Below are 17,028 nucleotides of genomic sequence, written 5' to 3'. Positions count from 1 at the left end.
GGGCTTTTGATTCTCCCGCCTTTCGTCACTCTCGCTAAATATCCCTTGCCCGCCCACGCTAGTTTCGGGTATCAATTTGTACATGATTAGACAGGTACGATTTGACAAGAAACAACGGGTGGTCGACGAACTCGTCCGACGCATCGAAAGCGGCCTCATGGAGGACGGCTTTCTGTTGCCCGGCGAACATCAGTTGGCTCAAGAATTCAAAGTCAGCCGAGGCACGCTGCGCGAAGCGCTGGCCGAACTGAAACGGCGCAACTACATCGCCACGCAAAGCGGCGTCGGCTCCATCGTCACCTTCGACGGTGTCGCGCTCGACCAGCGCAGCGGCTGGGCGCAGGCGCTGGCCGACAGCGGCGCGCTGATCAATACCGAAGTGCTGCGTCTGGAAGCCGTGACCCGGCCCGATCTGCTCTCGCGGTTCGGCACTGACCAATTCATTACCCTCGACCGCCGTCGGCGCTCCAACGACGGCACGCTGGTCTCTCTCGAACGCTCTTTGATGCCGGCCACCGGCGGCCTGGAAAGCCTGCCGCGTGTCGGCCTGATCGACAATTCCCTGACCATCACCTTGGCCGCTTACGGCTATATCGGCGAACGCGGTGATCAGTGGATCGGTGCCGAGCCGTTGAATGCCGAAGACGCCGAATTGCTCGGGCGCCCGGTCGGCACGGTTTTCCTCAAGGCGTTGCGCACCACCTACGATCGCCAGAACCGTTTTATGGAGCTGGTCGAAAGCCTGCTCGACCCGGTGCATTTCCGTTTGCACCTGCAATTTGGAGAATCGAAATGACCGCGCTCAACCGTGCCCTTGGTGCTTTCTATGGCCTGGCCCTCGGTGATGCGCTGGGCATGCCGACGCAATCGCTGAACCGCGAAACCATCAAGACCCGCTTCGGCACAATCACCGATCTGCAGGATGCAGGTCCCTTGCAACCCATCGCCGCAAACATGCCCAAAGGCTCGATCACCGACGACACTGAACAAGCCATTCTGGTCGGTGAGTTGCTGGTCGAAGGCAAAGGCCGCATCGAACCGGCGATCCTCGCGCAACGCTTGATCGAGTGGGAGGCCGAGATGCAGGCCAAGGGCTCGCAGGACTTGCTCGGGCCGTCGACCAAGCGCGCCATCGAAATGATCCTCGCCGGCCATTCGCCGGAAGAGGCCGGACGCTACGGCACCACTAACGGCGCGGCCATGCGCATTACGCCGGTAGGGATCGCGGCGGATGTTGCCGATCCTCAGCGGTTTATCGCAGCGGTGGTACAGGCCTGTCAGGTCACCCACAACACCACGCTGGGGATTTCCAGTGCGGCGGCGGTGGCAGCGGTGGTATCTGCCGGCATCAATGGCATGGACCTGGGCGAGGCGTTGAACCTCGGCCAGCACATCGCTCAGCAAGCCGAGGCGCACGGGCACTGGGTGGCCGGTGGGCGCATTGCCTCGCGAATCAGTTGGGCGCGCACCATCAGTGTCGATAGCGACAAGGCTTTGCTGGCGGATCTGCTCTATGACGTGATCGGTACTTCGGTGGCGTCGCAGGAATCGGTGGTGGTCTCCTTTGCCCTGGCGCAGCAAGTGGCCGTCGGCGAGATGAGCGCGTTTGATGCGTTGTGCATGGCCGCCAGTCTTGGCGGTGACACTGACACCATCGCGGCGATTCTCGGCGCCATGCTCGGGGCCTGCCTGGGTCTTGAGAGCTGGCCAGTGCCGATGATCGACACGGTCAAATCGGTTAATCACCTAGAGCTTGAGCCGTTGGTGCAGGGGCTGTTGGCGTTGCGCTGAGTGAAATGACGCCATCGCTGGCAAGCCAGCTCCCACAGGTTTTTGCTGTGAACACACATTTGTGTACACCCTGATCCCTGTGGGAGCTGGCTTGCCAGCGATAGGCGCACCGCATAATCGAATTTACAACCCGCAATGGATCGCGCAGACAGGCCGAGGACGGCCGCGATGTCTTGTCGTTTTGCATCATTGCCACAACCACAAAAAAGGCAAACAGGAGCACCTTCATGAGTTCATCAACCGTCGGGCAAAGCGCCGGGCAACTGGAAACCCGCGGCATCGAACCGGTACCGGAAGCCGAGTGCAACGGGCATCCGCTGCAACTGTTCTGGGTCTGGTTCGCCGCTAACATCTCCATCCTCGGTCTGCCACTGGGCGCCACGCTGGTCGCATTTCGCGGGTTGGCGATCTGGCAGGCGATCATCGTCGCAATCATCGGCGCTGCCGGTTCGTTCGCGGTGGTCGGGATCATCTCGATTGCCGGTCGCCGTGGCCGCGCGCCGAGCCTGACCTTGTCGCGGGCGATCTTCGGCGTGCGCGGCAATATCGGCCCGACGCTGGTCTCGCTGATGTCGCGCCTGGGTTGGGAAACGGTCAACACCACCACCGCTGCATTTGTGCTGTTGTCGCTGTGCTCGATCCTGTTCGGCTCGCCAGTGGAAGCGAAAAGTGCGCCGATACTGACGCTGATCTTCATCGCGATTTTCGTGCTGCTGACTCTGTCGGTATCCGGCCTCGGCCACGCGACGCTGCTGGTGATCCAGAAGTGGGCCACTTACGTGTTCGGCGCGCTGAACATTCTCGTCGGTGGTTTCCTTTGCGCGACCATCGACTGGAGCGCCGTGTTCAACGCTACGCCAGCACCGATGAGCGCAATGATCATCGGTATCGGCACCATGGCCGCGGGCACCGGCATTGGTTGGGCCAACGCTGGCGCCGACATGTCGCGCTATCAGCATCGCAGCGTCAAAGCCGTGCGTTTGGTTGCATCAGCAGCGTTCGGTGCGGGCATTCCGCTGGTGCTGTTGATTACCCTCGGCGGTCTGCTGTCGGTGGGCAACAACGACCTCGCTTCGGCGACTGACCCGATCGTGGCGATCCGCGACATGCTGCCAACGTGGATGGCCGTGCCGTACCTGATCACCGCGTTCGGTGGCTTGTTGCTGTCGAACAACCTGTCGGTGTACTCCGCCGGTCTGACCACGCTGACCCTTGGCCTGAAGGTCAAACGCGTCTACGCCGTGGTAGTGGATATCGTCGCGATCTTCGCCGGCTCAATCTACTTCATGCTGATCGCCGACAGTTTCTACGGCCCGTTCATTACCTTTATTTCCCTGCTGGCGGTGCCGATCACCGCGTGGGTCGGGATCTTCGTCGTCGACCTGATTCACCGTCACTACTACAGCCCGAAAGACCTGCTCGACGTCAGCCCGAGCAGCGCCTACTGGTATCACGGCGGCATCGAGTGGCGCGCGTTCGGCGCCTGGGCGATTGCCATCGTCCTTGGCTTCAGTTTCACCACCATTGGCACCACTGCTGAAAACGTCTGGTTCAAAGGCTTCCTGTCCGACTCTTGGCTGGGCCACAACGGCCTCGGCTGGATCGTGACCTTCGTGGTCGCCGGTGGCATTTACTTTGTCCTTGGCGGGGCGAAAGACCGCCGCGCCGCGCAAACCGAGAATGCTCATGCCTAAGATGTTGCACACCGGCCAGGTCATTATCGACCTGGTCATGGCCGTGGATAAGCTGCCGCAGATTGGCGGTGACGTGCTGGCGCAGTCGGCCGGTTTCGAAGCAGGCGGCGGTTTCAACGTGATGGCGGCGGCGGTGCGTAATGGCCTGTCGGTGGTGTACCTCGGTCGCCATGGCACTGGGCGTTTCGGTGATCTCGCGCGCCAGGCGATGAACGCCGAGGGGATTCACATCGGCATCACCGAACCCGCACTGAAAGACACCGGTTTGTGCGTCGCGCTGACCGATGCGTCGGCCGAGCGCAGTTTCATTTCCTACATCGGCGCTGAAGGTGAGGTGACCGAAGAGGATCTGAACAGCGTTGTGGCCGAGGCGGGCGATTACGTTTATCTCAGCGGCTACAGCCTGCTCCACGAAGGCAAGGCCCAAGCGTTGCTCGACTGGACGTTGGCGTTACCGGAGTCGATCAACGTGGTGTTCGATCCGGGCCCGTTGGTTGAATCGCCGGACTCGCTGCTGATGAAAGCGTTGCTGCCGCGCATTGATGTGTGGACCAGCAACAGTGTTGAGGCGTTGCGCTTTACTGGGGCTGAAGACATTGCTTTAGCGCTGGATCGTCTGACTGAGCATCTGCCCAAAGAGGTGCTGATGGTGGTGCGGGACGGGCCGCAGGGTTGCTGGATTCAACAGGCCAACGAGCGTCGGCATGTGCCGGGGTTTGCCGTGAAAGCCGTGGACAGCAATGGTGCCGGTGATGCACATGCCGGGGTGTTTGTCGCCGGGTTGGCGCAGGGTTTGTCAGCGCATGAAGCCGCGCGGCGGGCGAATGCGGCAGCGGCTATCGCGGTGACACGCTGGGGACCGGCGACTTCGCCGGGGGCAGATGAAGTGGATGCGTTTATCCGCAAGTCCAGCAGCGCCTGATAGATAGTTTTCGCGAACAAGCTCGCTCCCACAGGGGATTTCTGTTCGCCTTAGATCCAATGTAGGAGCTGCCGAAGGCTGCGATCTTTTGATCTTCTAAAAGCAAAGATCGCAGCCAACAGCCGCTCCTGCATGATTAGCGATCACACGATCACACGATCACACGATCACACGATCATATCGCTCAGCTATCCAGCTTGCGCGCCGCTTCAACCCCGGCCGCACTGAGCTTGATCGGCAGGTTCAACGAATGCTCGCCAGCCTCGTTGCAGGTCACATGCCCGTGGTGAATCAGTCCACGTTCCTGCAAGGCGGCGAGGGCGCCGGCCACGACTTTCTCGCCCCGGTAATTGTCCAGCACTTCCTTGCCCAGTCCACTCGGATGAGCATGCAGCAGGCGGGTGAGGACTTCTTTTTCCAGGTTTTTATCGACGTTCATGGTTACCTCTTCATTGGATTGAATAGGACGCTCGCGTCGGCGAACTACTGACCGGAGCCTTCGGAACCGGAGCCACCAGTGGTGGTTTTGGAGCCGACGCCGGGGCCCGCGTTGTCTGGCGTGGCGGGGGCGTCGGGAGTGTTCATCCCGCCCTGACGACCCGGGTCACTGCCCTGGGTGCGCGGATCAGTACCGGTGGCGGGCGGCTGATTGATCAAGGGCACGCCGGAACCATCGGTATTCATACCGGGAGCACTGTTGATGGCGGGGGCGCGTGGCGGGGTCGGGTCGGTAGGGCCAGTGCCCGCAGCCGTGGCGGATGCGGCGAAAACCGCAGGGCAGAGCAGGGCGCTGAATACGAAAGCGGTCAACCTTGACGGGATCATAGGGCGTCTCCAGTGATTGGAATCCTTACCTGTCGTTGGTCTGCCCTCTGAGCGGTTTGGTGCCTGATGAACGACGAACGGTCTAAATCGCTGGTACGGTTTTGACATTCAGTCGACGCCAGAGCAGACGACCAAGGGTGATCAGCCAGTTCATCAATGCCACTACCAACACAGTGTGTAAAAGCGTTGCCATGCCGTGTTCGACGATGATTTTGCCAGCGAGCAACGGGAAGCCGAATACGCCGATAAAGTACGCCAGACTGAACAGCAACAGCGCCTGTGATGTGGTGCCGGCCGGTGCTTCGTTGGCGGCCAGACCGTTGATCACCGAATAGGTCAGGCCATAACCAACACCCAGCAGCACTGCCGCCAGCAGGTAAGTGAACCCGCCGTGCACGCCGAACGCGAACAGCACAATCGAACTCAACATCAACCCTGACAGCAGGCTCGACGCGCGCAACGGGTCACGCTTGACCACATACCCCGCGATCAACATTCGACTGCTGATCGCCGCACTCATGAAGCCCAGAAAGAACAATGAATAATCCAGCGAGCGCGCAGCGGCATAGCTGGTCTGAAAGCTCGACAGGCCACCGAATACGCAACCGCCGAGACCGACCATGATGATCGGGAACACGGCGCGCGAGCCCAGCACTTGAGTGGTTGCTTGCCAGCTGATTTTCGCGGTGGTTGTCGCCTGTGTGCTTTTCAGTTTTGCGCCGAGTTGCCAGAACAGCAGCGCGCCGATCAGGCTTGCCAGCGCCGCCAGATAAAACGCCGAGGTCACAGGCATACCCAACGCACTGGCGGCGCGCCCGAGTAACGGGCCGCTGCCGATGCCAGTCATCATGCTGCCCGACAGCAACGCGAAATACCTGGCCCGTTGCGCCGGCGTCACCAGACTGGCAACGATGATCGGTCCCAAGGTGTAAAACACCCCCCAGCCCAGGCCCAGTAACAAACCAAAAAACAACAGCAGATGACCGAATCCCGGCGTCATTGCAAAGCCCAGACTCGCCGCCACCAGCAACAGACCAAACAGGGCAATCGAACGCGCCGCACCGAGCCAGTCCGACAGATGCCCGGACACCAGCACTGCGACAAACGTACTGAGCATCGCCGCCGAAATCACGCTGCCGGCATCGTGTTCATTGCCGCCGCGAGAACTGATCAACAGCGACAATAAAAACGTCGAGCCGTAAGACAGCGACAGCAGATAACTGGCGAGGCAGAACAAGCCGAACAGCTTGCCTGATACCTGGGGTGATGCTTGCGACATGACGCGGTTCCTTGACCGGAAATTCAGCGTCATCTGTTTAGCACGCCAGGTGAGCGGGTTAGGTCTGAAGTTGGCGAAGTCAGGTTCAGCGCACGCCGGAGTAACGGCTTAAACAATGCCAATCTCTTCCTTGAACTGTTCCATGAAACCCTTCAGACGTTGATGACGGACCTGCGCAAGACGCTGGCCGGCGGTGGTCTGGAAACCGTCGGCGAGGTGCAGCAGTTTGGTCTGGAAATGATCGAGACAAAAACGTGTGTCATCGTAATCGCGTTGTTTCGCTTCGGGATCCTGCGGGTCGTACAGCGCCGAACCCATGCGCCCGGCGATGTAGAAAGTGCGGGCGACGCCAAGCATGCCGAGTGAGTCGAGCCGATCGGCGTCCTGGACGATTTTCGCTTCGAGGGTGAGCGGGGTGATGTTGGCGGAGAAACTGTGGGCTTCGATGGCGTGGGCGACGGCGGCGATTTTCTCTTCGGACCAGTTCAGATCGGCCAGCACTGACGAAGCTTTATCTGCCGCCAGCCGCGAAGCCTGCGAACGCAGTGGCGAATTCTTCTCGACGGCCACGCAATCGTGCAAGAGCACGGCGGCCAACAACACCTCAAGATCACCGCCTTCTTCTTCATGCAGCGTACGCACGTTGTGCCAGACCCGTTGCAGGTGGGCGAGGTCGTGAGCGCCGTCGTCGGACGGCTCCAATGCGTACGGCAGTAACTCTGCTGCCAGTGCCGCCACCGGTGTAAAAAACTCAAGGTTCATAAACATCCTTTTAGACTGTCGAAGTCACTGTGTGAGAGCGAGCCTGCTCGCGAATGCTGTCTGTCAATCAACAATGCAGGTGACTGAAAGGACGCTTTCGCGAGCAGGCTCGCTTCCACAGGGGACTGCTGTTTTTGCAACATTGCGCAGGGTAGTGTGTGTTTTGCCATGTGACGAGCGCCGCGCACCGTCTTAGTATGGCGTTTTCCTTTTTCCGACAAGGCCCGTCCATGACGATCGAAATCCGCCCGGCGACCCCCAGCGATGCCCCGCAAATCCTCGCCTTCATCACTGAACTCGCCGATTTCGAAAAGGCCCGTCACGAAGTCATCGCCAGCGTCGCCGACATCGAACGCAGCCTGTTCGGCGAAGGCGCCACCGCCCACGGTCTGATCTGCCTGCGGGATGGTCTGCCGATCGGTTTCGCGGTGTTTTTCTTCAGCTATTCGACCTGGCTCGGCAGCAATTGCCTGTACCTTGAAGACCTCTACATCACCCCGGAGCAACGCGGCGGCGGTGCCGGCAAAACCCTGTTGCGCCACCTGGCAAAAATCGCCTGCGACAACGACTGCGGCCGCTTCGAATGGAGCGTGCTCGACTGGAACACGCCGGCGATCGAATTCTACAAATCCCTCGGCGCGCAACCTCAGGAAGAGTGGGTGCGCTACCGCATGGATGGCCAGGTTTTGCGTGAGTTTGCCGAGGGTTGAACACGATGATGGCAATCCGGCAGTAATTCGATTGTCGCCAGCGCTCTAGTCCGGCATTCTACGCGCCATTTTTGCGCGCTCACGGACGACACCTGCAATGCCTCTGGCACAACTTCTCCACGCCCGTGGAGCCTTCGCTGCGTCAACGAGTGACCGGCGATGAGCGGACTACGGGCGACAATGCGTCTGTATGGCCTAGTGAAAAACTCAGGCTCGAGCGACAACCCCCAGCGCCAACCGGTCGACATTCTGTGCATGACAAACCGCATGGGCGGCAGCGCCATTCGTGCGTTCGTGTCACGCCTCGATGCTGAGTTGATGACGCGCAGTGCCGGGCTCGCCGATTACCGCGTGATACCGCTGCGCACTTTCGATCCGACGGCGTTTATCGACGCCCATCAAGGCTGGCTGATGCTGCACATTTGCTGTGGTTTCGTCGCCCCTGCCGGGCATTCGCTGCTCAAGGACGGCGGGTTGATGCCGATGGGCTGGTACGTCTATTCCGAGATCGGCCAGTGGACGGCCCAGCATCATCTCGACCTCGGCGCACAAATGGCCGAACTGCTGCAATCGACTTACGAGCGTAATCACCTGCGCAACTACAACGCCTGGCTCAACGAACTCGACGACGCCTCGCCGGCCGAACTGGCCTGGCAAACCGACGAAGCCTGGCGACACCTGCAAACCGCCGCATCACCCGACAGCCGTGAGCATTGCCACGCCCTGTTCGACCCCGTCGACAACCGCTGGCGGTTCGCCGCGACCGACATCGATATTCATCAGCCGCACCCGGAACCCCTGAAGCAAGGAGCTTTGAATTGAGTGGTAAACCCGCTGCACGCGTCACCGACCCTACCGCCTGCCCATTGCCAGGCCATGGCACCAACCCGATTGCCTCCGGCTCGCCGAACGTCTTCTTCGACGGCCTCGCCGCCGCGCGCATGACCGATAAATCGGCGTGCGGCAGTCCGATTACCGGGGCAGTTTCCGGCACCGTTTTTATCAACGGCTTGAATGCCGCCACGCTCGACAGCACCGGAGGCCACGGCAATGTCGTGGTGGGTGGCTCGGGGACGGTGATTATCGGCCAGAGTGGCGGAGGGGCAGCGTTTAGTGGGCTGTTGCCGATGCCGGTGCATTTTACGGACAGGTTGCAAGTGGTTAATGAGGCGACTGGCGAGCCTATCCCCGATCATCCGTATGCGATCCAGCGAGGTGATGGGCGCATAGAACATGGCATCACCAATGAGCAGGGCTTTACCCATATGGTGAGTTCTCACTTGGCTGAAACTATTAAATTGTTTGTAGAGTGATCGAAATGGAAGTCGAAAATCCTGCACTCAGAGACTGCAAAACTGAAGTGGCTGGCCATGAGTTGACCTGCAAGACTGACCAGAGCGTCAAGCAAGTTACTGTCAAAGTGAAAAAGGTAGCCGTTTTCTTTATTGGCGGTGCTGGGGATAAAGAGGAGTATTATCAGAATGAACCTCCTCATCATAACGTGCAAAATGCGTGGAATCAGTTGTCGAACAGACTGTCTCCGGAACAAAAGCTCGACGTTAATTTACCTTATATAAGCTATAAGGATGTTCGCGGTGAGAAGGATATCGAGAAGTATGTAATACGCCCGTTAAAAGGTGATAAGACGGTTTATCTTGTGATTGTTGGTCATAGCCTTGGGGGGTGGAATGGTGCACATTTGACCTCGATTTTGAAAGAACGAGGTTATACAGTCAAGATGTTGGTAACACTCGATCCTGTTGGCGGTGGTACAGGTGTATGGATGTTCTCTGATATCTATTTTACGACGCCAAAGCCCGTGGCAGATTACTGGATAAATATATTGGCATCCCCCAAGGAAAAAGACGATTCAGATACTGTTGCCAGTTTGGGAGAGCGCTGGATCATGACATCTGGACCGAATATAAATGAGGCGGTCAGTGCGAATCACCGGCAAGCAGGTATGCTGTTCGCCTCCAAACTTCAAAGTGGAAAGTCTGCGTGCGATATAGTTTATGAGCGAGTGACTCAATATTTGGAATCGAAAAAATGATACGACTATTTATTGTGCTGACGATGCTTCTATGTAGTTCTTGTGCCAAGCGGCCGATTCTTCCTGATACCGAGATTGAATTCATTTCTGTCGCTACAGGGGGCGATAGTTTGTCTTGGAGTGTTCGCTTTAGTTCGAAGACCGATGTGTTGAATTTTTTTAAGGATGCGACGGGAGAAACACAGTTGGGTGAAACATTGTTTTGCTCTCTGGATAAAGAGCTTGAATTTGAAAACTCCGATAAATTGACTAATTATTTTGTTGGTAATCTTGTTGAGGTTGACGCCGATAAGTCTGGTTTAGACCATATTTATACGTCTAGATTGTCCGCAGTGAGAAAGGAGGATGAGGGCGTTTCAAATGTTTTCATGAGCGCGGAAGAACTGCTGGCATTATTAAATGAACGTAACGCCGTCTCTTGCAGAGTGTTTACCTCAGCTTACTCATTCGGGGGATACTATTCGAAGTCAATGCTGATTCCAGCAACTGACCTCGTACACGTCATTGAACAGCAGCGCGTGCAATGATTGCTTTATCCCATAATGTGGGATGCAAAATTACATATTGAGATTTCCCGTCTGAGAGGTCTATAGTCCGTCGCACTCACTGCCAAAAACAAAACAGGTGAAGCGATGCTGGCGCAATTGATCGCGCTCGATTGGGGGACGACCTCATTACGTGCTTACAAACTCGCAGCGGACGGTGTGGTGCTGGAGCAGCGCGCGCTGTCGTCCGGGATCATGCAACTGCCGAAGACTCCGCGAGTCATCAACGGTCGCGAATGCGCCGATGGTTTTGAACTGGCCTTCGACGAGGCGTGCGGCGACTGGCTCGATGCGCAGCCGAATCTACCGGTGATAGCTTGCGGCATGGTCGGCAGTGCACAGGGCTGGCGTGAAGCAGCCTACTGCGAGACGCCGGCGAACGTCGCCAATCTCGGAAACTCCCTACAAACAATTGTCAGCCTGCGCGGCACCCGCGTGCATATCGTGCCGGGTGTGATTCAGCGTTCGCGCCTGCCGAACGTGATGCGCGGCGAAGAAACCCAAGTGCTCGGCGTGCTGCAGAATCTGCCGATTGAGGCGGGTGTTGATCTGTTGATCGGTCTGCCGGGCAGTCATTCGAAATGGGTGGACGTCGTCGATGGCTGCATCACCCATTTCGACACGTTCATGACCGGCGAAGTGTTCGCCGTGCTCAGTGAACACAGCATTCTCGGCCGTACCCTGAAGCAGGGGGCGGCGTTCGATGCTCTGGCGTTTGACCGTGGTGTGCAGGTTGCGCAGTCGGCGGACGGCGAACTCGGCGTGCTGTCGACGTTGTTCAGTGCCCGTACCTTGGGCCTGACCGGCGAACTCAGCCCGACCGCGCAGGCGGATTATCTGTCCGGCCTGATGATCGGCCATGAACTGGCGGCGCTCGCCACGGTTCAGCGGCGTCGCCGCAACAACCCGAATCTTCCTTCGATCATCCTCATCGGCAACGCGCAACTCTGCACGCGCTACAGCCGTGCCCTCGCTGCCTGCGGTTTCGCCAACGTGACGCTGGCCGAACAGGCCACCGAGCGTGGTCTGTGGCAACTGGCGCTGGCCGCCGGACTGATCGATTCCTCATCCCGTTAACCCTGACTGGAGGCCTGACATGCTCAAGCAAGCATTGGCGCAAAACGGTCTGATCGCGATCCTGCGGGGACTGCATCCGCAGGAAGCCGCCGCTGTCGGAGAAGTCCTGTATGCGGCCGGATTTCGCGTCATCGAAGTACCGCTCAATTCCCCTTCGCCGTACGAAAGTATCCGCATCCTGCGTAAGGCCCTGCCCGCCGATTGCCTGATCGGTGCCGGCACGGTGTTGACCCCGGCACAGGTCGAGCTGGTGAAAGAAGCCGGCGGCCAAGTGATTGTCATGCCGCACAGTGACGCCAAGGTCTTGCGTGCGGCGAAAGCGGCGGGGCTGTTTCTGTCGCCGGGTGTCGCCACGCCGACCGAGGCTTTCGCGGCACTGGAGGAGGGCGCGGACATTCTCAAGATGTTTCCGGCCGAGCAGATGGGCCCGGCGGTCGTCAAAGCCTGGCTCGCAGTGTTGCCGACGGGAACGGTACTGGCGCCGGTCGGCGGCATCACGCCGGACAATATGCAGGCGTTTATCGATGCCGGTGTAAAAGGTTTCGGCCTCGGTTCCGGACTGTTCAAACCGGGCATGACCCCGGAGCAAGTGGCGGTGAATGCCAAGGCCTATGTGGCCGCGTGGAAGGCCCTTCGCTAAGACTTTTTGGCGCTGCGTGCGCTGCATCTACAAGAGAGACAAAAAGATGAAAATCACCAAACTCACCACCTTCATCGTCCCGCCGCGCTGGTGCTTTCTCAAGGTCGAAACCGACGAGGGCGTGACCGGTTGGGGCGAGCCTGTGGTCGAAGGCCGCGCACACACCGTCGCGGCTGCCGTTGAAGAATTGTCCGACTACCTGATCGGCAAAGACCCACGCAACATCGAAGACATCTGGACTGTGCTCTATCGCGGCGGTTTCTACCGTGGCGGTGCGATCCACATGAGCGCGCTGGCGGGTATCGATCAGGCGTTGTGGGACATCAAGGGCAAGGCCCTTGGCGTGTCGGTGAGTGATCTGCTCGGTGGTCAGGTGCGTGACAAGATTCGCGTGTATTCGTGGATTGGCGGCGACCGTCCAGCGGACACCGCGCGTGCGGCGAAAGAGGCGGTGAGCCGTGGTTTTACTGCGGTGAAAATGAACGGCACCGAAGAACTGCAATTCCTCGATACCTTCGAGAAAGTCGATCTGGCGCTGGCCAACGTCGCCGCCGTACGTGACGCGGTCGGGCCGAACGTCGGTATCGGCGTCGACTTCCATGGCCGCGTGCACAAGCCAATGGCCAAGGTGCTGATGAAGGAACTCGACCCGTACAAACTGATGTTTATCGAAGAGCCGGTGCTCAGCGAAAACTATGAAGCGTTGAAAGAGCTGGCGCCGTTGACCAGCACACCGATTGCTCTGGGTGAGCGGCTGTTCTCGCGTTGGGACTTTAAACGCGTGTTGAGCGAAGGTTACGTCGACATCATCCAGCCGGATGCCTCCCACGCGGGCGGCATCACCGAAACCCGCAAGATCGCCAACATGGCCGAGGCCTACGATGTGGCACTGGCGCTGCACTGCCCGTTGGGGCCGATTGCGCTGGCGGCGTGTTTGCAATTGGACGCGGCTTGTTACAACGCGTTTATCCAGGAGCAGAGCCTGGGCATCCATTACAACGAGAGCAACGACTTGCTCGACTACGTGAAGGATCCGCGGGTGTTCGATTACGACAAAGGTTTTGTGAAGATTCCGAACGGCCCGGGGTTGGGCATTGAGATCAACGAAGAATATGTGATCGAGCGCGCAGCGGTCGGGCATCGCTGGCGCAACCCGATCTGGCGTCATGCCGATGGCAGTTTTGCCGAGTGGTGAGTCGTCCCTGACACACCCGATGAGATCGTTCCCACGCTCTGCGTGGGAATGCCTCAATGGACGCTCTGCGTGCGCTTTTGGGACGCAGAGCGTCCCGGGCTGCATTCCCACGCGGAGCGTGGGAACGATCAGGCCTCAGGCCGACCTCAATAAACATAAAAAGAGGCTCTCCCCATGCAACCGCAAACCCTCACCGGGCAGGCGTCTTTAGTCACGCCCAGCCGTAAGCGTTTTTTCATCATGGTGTTGCTGTTTATCACCGTGGTCATCAACTACCTCGACCGCAGCAACCTGTCGATTGCTGCGCCGGCGCTGACCAGTGAGCTGGGCATCGATCCGATTCACGTCGGTCTGATTTTCTCCGCGTTCGGCTGGACTTACGCCGCGATGCAGATCCCCGGCGGCTGGTTGGTCGATCGCGTGCCGCCGCGCATTCTTTACAGCGTCGCTTTGTTGTTGTGGTCTGTGGCTACGGTGATGCTCGGTTTCGCTGCGAGTTTCATCGCGTTGTTTGTATTGCGCATGGCGGTCGGTGCGCTGGAAGCGCCGGCTTATCCGATCAACAGCCGTGTGGTCACGACGTGGTTTCCCGAGCGGGAACGCGCCACGGCGATTGGTTTTTACACGTCGGGACAGTTCGTTGGTCTGGCATTTCTCACTCCGGTGCTCGCCTGGCTGCAACATGAATTCGGCTGGCACATGGTGTTCGTCGCAACAGGCGCTGTCGGCATTATCTGGGCGGCGATCTGGTACGCGGTGTATCGCGAGCCACGGGATTTCAAAGGCGCGAACGAAGCGGAAATCGACCTGATCCGCGAGGGCGGTGGTCTAGTTGATATTCAGCAAGAGTCGGCCAAGGTCAAAGCCAAGTTCAGTTGGACCGATCTGGGCATCGTCCTGACCAAGCGCAAGTTGTGGGGTATCTACCTCGGCCAGTTCTGCCTGAACTCGACGCTGTGGTTTTTCCTGACGTGGTTCCCGACCTATCTGGTGAAATATCGCGGCATGGACTTCATCAAGTCCGGCCTGCTGGCGTCGCTGCCGTTTCTCGCCGCGTTCATCGGTGTGCTGTGTTCGGGGTTCTTTTCCGACTTCTTGATTCGTCGCGGCTACACCGTCGGGTTTGCGCGCAAGTTGCCGATCATTGGCGGGCTGCTTATTTCCACCTCGATCATCGGCGCCAACTTCGTTGAGTCGACGCCGCTGGTGATTGCCTTTCTGGCGTTGGCATTTTTCGGCAACGGTCTGGCCTCGATCACTTGGTCACTGGTGTCGACGTTAGCGCCAGCGCGGTTGTTGGGGCTGACTGGCGGGGTGTTCAATTTCATCGGCAACCTGTCGGCAATTGCTACGCCGATCGTCATCGGTTTCCTTGCCAGCGGCGATTCGTTCGCCCCGGCGATCACCTATATCGCGGTTCTCGCCTTGATCGGTGCTTTGTCCTACGTGCTGCTGGTCGGCAAGGTCGAGCGTATCGAGTTGTAGTGGTCTGCGTCGGGCGACCATAATGCCGCCCGTTCCTTCGCTCAACGGTAAAAGGCTGGATATGCAGGAAGACGCTCCGGAAAAAACCAAGGACGCCGCACCCACCGGCACCCAGACGCTATTGCGCGGTCTCGGCGTGGTGCAAGCGGTGGCCAGTGGCGCCCGCGATCTCAAGGAGATTGCCCGGCTAATCGGTACCACGCGCAGCACCACCCATCGGCTGGCCAGTTGCCTGGTCGACGAGCGCTACCTGCGCGTGGTGCCGCAAGTCGGTTATCTGCTCGGACCGAAGCTGATCGAATTGGGTTTCCAGGCGCGTGAAGAGTTGCCGCTGGTGACCCTGGCCGGGCCGTATCTGGACGAGTTGTCGGCGCTGACTGGTGACACCGTGCACTTGGGCATTCGCGAAGGCGATGAAGTGTTGTATCTGCTGAAAAATCCGGGGCGCAACGGCCCGGAAATGCGTTCGCGGGTCGGCCATCGCATGCCGCTGGCGCGCACCGGTATTGGTAAGGCATTGATGCTCGATGACTCACCGAAAGACTGGCAACGTCTGTACGACATCAGTCTGCCGGCAGGTGGGAAGAGTCAGTTCTGGCCGCAGCATCCTCAGCAGTCGTGGGAGCAGCTTGAGCAGCGTATGACCGAGTACGTCGCCGGGGGCTACGCCTTCGATCTGGAGGACAACGAACCGTCGATCCGCTGCGTGGCGGCGCCGATTCGGGATGCGAGCAAGGGCATCGTGGCGGCGATCAGTATCGCCAGCACCGTGCCGTACATGCCGCTGGAAAAAATGGCCGAGCTGATTCCCCTGATCAAAGGGGTCACAGCCCGGCTGTCGGCAGAGCTAGGCCTGAAGGTTTAAACCTTGAGCGTCGCCATGTCGATCACGAAGCGGTACTTCACGTCACCGGCAATCATCCGGGCGTAAGCCTCGTTGATCTGGCGGATGTCGAGCATTTCGATGTCGCAGGTGATGTTGTGCTCGGCGCAGAAATCCAGGACTTCCTGGGTTTCGGCGACGCCACCGATCAACGAGCCGGCCAGCACGCGACGGCTCATCACTAGTTTGCCGGCGTGTACCGGTGGATCAATCGGCTCGATCAGACCGACCAGAATGTGCACGCCGTCGAAGCGCAGGGTGTCGAGGTACGGGTTGAGATCGTGCTGCACCGGAATGGTGTCGAGCAGGAAGTCGAAGTAACCGGCAGCCGCTTTCATCTGCTCGGCGTCGGTGGAGACGATCACATGATCGGCACCCTGACGGCGGCCTTCTTCAGCCTTGCTTGCCGAACGGGTGAACAGCGTCACTTCGGCGCCCATGGCTTTGGCGAACTTGATGCCCATGTGGCCCAGACCGCCCATGCCGAGAATCCCGACCTTGTCGCCAGCCTTCACGCCGTAGTGCTTGAGCGGCGAGTAGGTGGTGATACCGGCGCAGAGGATTGGCGCGGCGCTGGCTAACGCCAGTTTTTCCGGAATGCGCACGACGAAGTGCTCGCTGACGACGATGCTGTCGGAATAACCGCCCATGGTGTTGCTGCCATCGACCCGATCCGGGGTGGCGTAGGTCATGGTCGGGCCTTCGAGGCAGTATTGCTCAAGGTTCGATTGGCACGCTTCGCAGGTGCGGCACGAGTCGACCATGCAGCCAACCCCGACCAGGTCGCCTACCTTGTGTTGAGTGACATTCGCACCGATCGCGGTGACTTTTCCGACGATCTCGTGGCCGGGCATCAGCGGGTAAACGGCGATACCCCATTCGTTGCGCGCCTGGTGGATATCGGAGTGGCAGACGCCGCAGTAAAGGATTTCGATCGCGACGTCATCGGCGCGCGGGCTGCGGCGTTCGAATTTCATCGGGGCGAGGGGGGTGGTGGCCGATTGGGCGGCATAACCGATGGCGGTGTACATGTGAAACCTCGCAAAAGCAGGAACAAGTGAGGCGGCGCATTCTGGGCGCCGACTGTCGGTCCGGCCATGACGATTCCTCCGGGTCTCATGCCTAATCCTCCGGCATGCGGGTTTGATCGGTCGCATTGGCAAAAGG

General features: G+C 59.2%; 19 protein-coding genes. 14 read left to right on the top strand and 5 right to left on the bottom strand.

Annotated features, from left to right (window positions below; genetic code table 11):
- Positions 1-82 precede the first annotated feature (82 nt).
- The 4 genes from J0G10_RS22115 to J0G10_RS22100 all read left to right on the top strand — a co-directional run bounded on the left by J0G10_RS22115 (position 83) and on the right by J0G10_RS22100 (position 4,407).
- Positions 83-796, top strand: a complete 714-nt coding sequence (locus J0G10_RS22115) for a GntR family transcriptional regulator (RefSeq protein ID WP_095048600.1) — start codon at positions 83-85, stop codon at positions 794-796.
- A complete protein-coding gene (locus tag J0G10_RS22110; protein WP_220556703.1) occupies positions 793-1,791 on the top strand; it encodes an ADP-ribosylglycohydrolase family protein in 999 nt (332 codons plus the stop codon). Before J0G10_RS22115 ends, J0G10_RS22110 begins: the two co-directional genes overlap by 4 nt.
- A gap of 227 nt (positions 1,792-2,018) precedes the next feature.
- Positions 2,019-3,485 (top strand): purine-cytosine permease family protein, encoded by a 1,467-nt coding sequence (locus J0G10_RS22105; protein WP_220556702.1) that lies wholly within the window; start codon positions 2,019-2,021, stop codon positions 3,483-3,485.
- A complete protein-coding gene (locus J0G10_RS22100; protein ID WP_220556701.1) occupies positions 3,478-4,407 on the top strand; it encodes a PfkB family carbohydrate kinase in 930 nt (309 codons plus the stop codon). Before J0G10_RS22105 ends, J0G10_RS22100 begins: the two co-directional genes overlap by 8 nt.
- Positions 4,408-4,591: 184 nt before the next feature.
- On the opposite strand, the gene J0G10_RS22095 is transcribed toward J0G10_RS22100, so the two are convergent.
- The 4 genes from J0G10_RS22095 to J0G10_RS22080 form a co-directional block, all read right to left on the bottom strand.
- The gene (locus tag J0G10_RS22095) at positions 4,592-4,846 is read right to left on the bottom strand and encodes a hypothetical protein (protein ID WP_220556700.1); all 255 of its coding nucleotides are present in this window, start codon (positions 4,844-4,846) and stop codon (positions 4,592-4,594) included.
- A gap of 44 nt (positions 4,847-4,890) precedes the next feature.
- On the bottom strand, positions 4,891-5,232 hold the full coding sequence (locus J0G10_RS22090) for a hypothetical protein (RefSeq protein WP_007908306.1): 342 nt from the start codon (positions 5,230-5,232) through the stop codon (positions 4,891-4,893).
- An 82-nt stretch (positions 5,233-5,314) separates the two neighbouring features.
- Positions 5,315-6,511: an MFS transporter gene (locus J0G10_RS22085; RefSeq protein ID WP_220556699.1), complete on the bottom strand. Its 1,197-nt coding sequence runs from the start codon at positions 6,509-6,511 to the stop codon at positions 5,315-5,317.
- Between the two features lie 108 nt (positions 6,512-6,619).
- Positions 6,620-7,273 carry an HD domain-containing protein gene (locus tag J0G10_RS22080; protein ID WP_095048595.1) on the bottom strand — a complete coding sequence of 218 codons (654 nt, stop codon included), beginning with the start codon at positions 7,271-7,273 and terminating at the stop codon, positions 6,620-6,622.
- 230 nt (positions 7,274-7,503) lie between these two features.
- Between J0G10_RS22080 and J0G10_RS22075 the strand changes: the two genes are divergently transcribed.
- The 10 genes from J0G10_RS22075 to J0G10_RS22030 all read left to right on the top strand — a co-directional run bounded on the left by J0G10_RS22075 (position 7,504) and on the right by J0G10_RS22030 (position 15,843).
- Entirely contained in the window at positions 7,504-7,983 is a 480-nt protein-coding gene (locus J0G10_RS22075; protein WP_007908312.1) for a GNAT family N-acetyltransferase, read from the top strand.
- 159 nt (positions 7,984-8,142) lie between these two features.
- The gene (locus J0G10_RS22070; protein WP_220556698.1) at positions 8,143-8,805 is read left to right on the top strand and encodes a hypothetical protein; all 663 of its coding nucleotides are present in this window, start codon (positions 8,143-8,145) and stop codon (positions 8,803-8,805) included.
- Positions 8,802-9,296, top strand: a complete 495-nt coding sequence (locus tag J0G10_RS22065) for a PAAR domain-containing protein (RefSeq protein ID WP_016986005.1) — start codon at positions 8,802-8,804, stop codon at positions 9,294-9,296. Before J0G10_RS22070 ends, J0G10_RS22065 begins: the two co-directional genes overlap by 4 nt.
- Before the next feature lie 5 nt (positions 9,297-9,301).
- Positions 9,302-10,036, top strand: a complete 735-nt coding sequence (locus J0G10_RS22060; protein ID WP_077574055.1) for an alpha/beta hydrolase family protein — start codon at positions 9,302-9,304, stop codon at positions 10,034-10,036.
- Complete coding sequence (locus J0G10_RS22055; protein WP_095125191.1) at positions 10,033-10,563, top strand: hypothetical protein; 531 nt, start codon at positions 10,033-10,035, stop codon at positions 10,561-10,563. The genes J0G10_RS22060 and J0G10_RS22055 overlap by 4 nt, the downstream gene beginning before the upstream one ends.
- A gap of 105 nt (positions 10,564-10,668) precedes the next feature.
- Complete coding sequence (locus J0G10_RS22050) at positions 10,669-11,658, top strand: 2-dehydro-3-deoxygalactonokinase (protein WP_095048591.1); 990 nt, start codon at positions 10,669-10,671, stop codon at positions 11,656-11,658.
- A gap of 19 nt (positions 11,659-11,677) precedes the next feature.
- Positions 11,678-12,298: a 2-dehydro-3-deoxy-6-phosphogalactonate aldolase gene (locus J0G10_RS22045; protein WP_220556697.1), complete on the top strand. Its 621-nt coding sequence runs from the start codon at positions 11,678-11,680 to the stop codon at positions 12,296-12,298.
- A gap of 46 nt (positions 12,299-12,344) precedes the next feature.
- Complete coding sequence (dgoD, locus tag J0G10_RS22040) at positions 12,345-13,493, top strand: galactonate dehydratase (protein WP_007908327.1); 1,149 nt, start codon at positions 12,345-12,347, stop codon at positions 13,491-13,493.
- Positions 13,494-13,667: 174 nt separating this feature from the next.
- Positions 13,668-14,978: an MFS transporter gene (locus J0G10_RS22035; protein ID WP_095048589.1), complete on the top strand. Its 1,311-nt coding sequence runs from the start codon at positions 13,668-13,670 to the stop codon at positions 14,976-14,978.
- Positions 14,979-15,039: 61 nt separating this feature from the next.
- On the top strand, positions 15,040-15,843 hold the full coding sequence (locus J0G10_RS22030; protein ID WP_034155326.1) for an IclR family transcriptional regulator: 804 nt from the start codon (positions 15,040-15,042) through the stop codon (positions 15,841-15,843).
- Here the strand turns inward: J0G10_RS22030 and J0G10_RS22025 are convergent.
- On the bottom strand, positions 15,840-16,892 hold the full coding sequence (locus J0G10_RS22025) for an NAD(P)-dependent alcohol dehydrogenase (protein ID WP_007908332.1): 1,053 nt from the start codon (positions 16,890-16,892) through the stop codon (positions 15,840-15,842). The genes J0G10_RS22030 and J0G10_RS22025 overlap by 4 nt on opposite strands.
- Between the last annotated feature and the right edge of the window lie 136 nt (positions 16,893-17,028).

The organism is Pseudomonas germanica (genome assembly GCF_019614655.1).
GTDB classification, from domain to species: Bacteria; Pseudomonadota; Gammaproteobacteria; order Pseudomonadales; family Pseudomonadaceae; genus Aquipseudomonas; species Aquipseudomonas neuropathica.
Note: the sequence above shows the minus strand (reverse complement) of the source record. Positions and strands in the feature narration are given on the sequence as shown.

Excerpts from the sequence above, each read along its gene's own strand:
- J0G10_RS22115 (WP_095048600.1), top strand. The coding sequence starts at position 83 with ATGATTAGACAGGTACGATTTGACAAGAAACAACGGGTGGTCGACGAA.
- J0G10_RS22110 (WP_220556703.1), top strand. The coding sequence starts at position 793 with ATGACCGCGCTCAACCGTGCCCTTGGTGCTTTCTATGGCCTGGCCCTC.
- J0G10_RS22105 (WP_220556702.1), top strand. The coding sequence starts at position 2,019 with ATGAGTTCATCAACCGTCGGGCAAAGCGCCGGGCAACTGGAAACCCGC.
- J0G10_RS22100 (WP_220556701.1), top strand. The coding sequence starts at position 3,478 with ATGCCTAAGATGTTGCACACCGGCCAGGTCATTATCGACCTGGTCATG.
- J0G10_RS22095 (WP_220556700.1), bottom strand. The coding sequence starts at position 4,846 with ATGAACGTCGATAAAAACCTGGAAAAAGAAGTCCTCACCCGCCTGCTG.
- J0G10_RS22090 (WP_007908306.1), bottom strand. The coding sequence starts at position 5,232 with ATGATCCCGTCAAGGTTGACCGCTTTCGTATTCAGCGCCCTGCTCTGC.
- J0G10_RS22085 (WP_220556699.1), bottom strand. The coding sequence starts at position 6,511 with ATGTCGCAAGCATCACCCCAGGTATCAGGCAAGCTGTTCGGCTTGTTC.
- J0G10_RS22080 (WP_095048595.1), bottom strand. The coding sequence starts at position 7,273 with ATGAACCTTGAGTTTTTTACACCGGTGGCGGCACTGGCAGCAGAGTTA.
- J0G10_RS22075 (WP_007908312.1), top strand. The coding sequence starts at position 7,504 with ATGACGATCGAAATCCGCCCGGCGACCCCCAGCGATGCCCCGCAAATC.
- J0G10_RS22070 (WP_220556698.1), top strand. The coding sequence starts at position 8,143 with ATGAGCGGACTACGGGCGACAATGCGTCTGTATGGCCTAGTGAAAAAC.
- J0G10_RS22060 (WP_077574055.1), top strand. The coding sequence starts at position 9,302 with ATGGAAGTCGAAAATCCTGCACTCAGAGACTGCAAAACTGAAGTGGCT.
- J0G10_RS22055 (WP_095125191.1), top strand. The coding sequence starts at position 10,033 with ATGATACGACTATTTATTGTGCTGACGATGCTTCTATGTAGTTCTTGT.
- J0G10_RS22050 (WP_095048591.1), top strand. The coding sequence starts at position 10,669 with ATGCTGGCGCAATTGATCGCGCTCGATTGGGGGACGACCTCATTACGT.
- J0G10_RS22045 (WP_220556697.1), top strand. The coding sequence starts at position 11,678 with ATGCTCAAGCAAGCATTGGCGCAAAACGGTCTGATCGCGATCCTGCGG.
- dgoD (WP_007908327.1), top strand. The coding sequence starts at position 12,345 with ATGAAAATCACCAAACTCACCACCTTCATCGTCCCGCCGCGCTGGTGC.
- J0G10_RS22035 (WP_095048589.1), top strand. The coding sequence starts at position 13,668 with ATGCAACCGCAAACCCTCACCGGGCAGGCGTCTTTAGTCACGCCCAGC.
- J0G10_RS22030 (WP_034155326.1), top strand. The coding sequence starts at position 15,040 with ATGCAGGAAGACGCTCCGGAAAAAACCAAGGACGCCGCACCCACCGGC.
- J0G10_RS22025 (WP_007908332.1), bottom strand. The coding sequence starts at position 16,892 with ATGTACACCGCCATCGGTTATGCCGCCCAATCGGCCACCACCCCCCTC.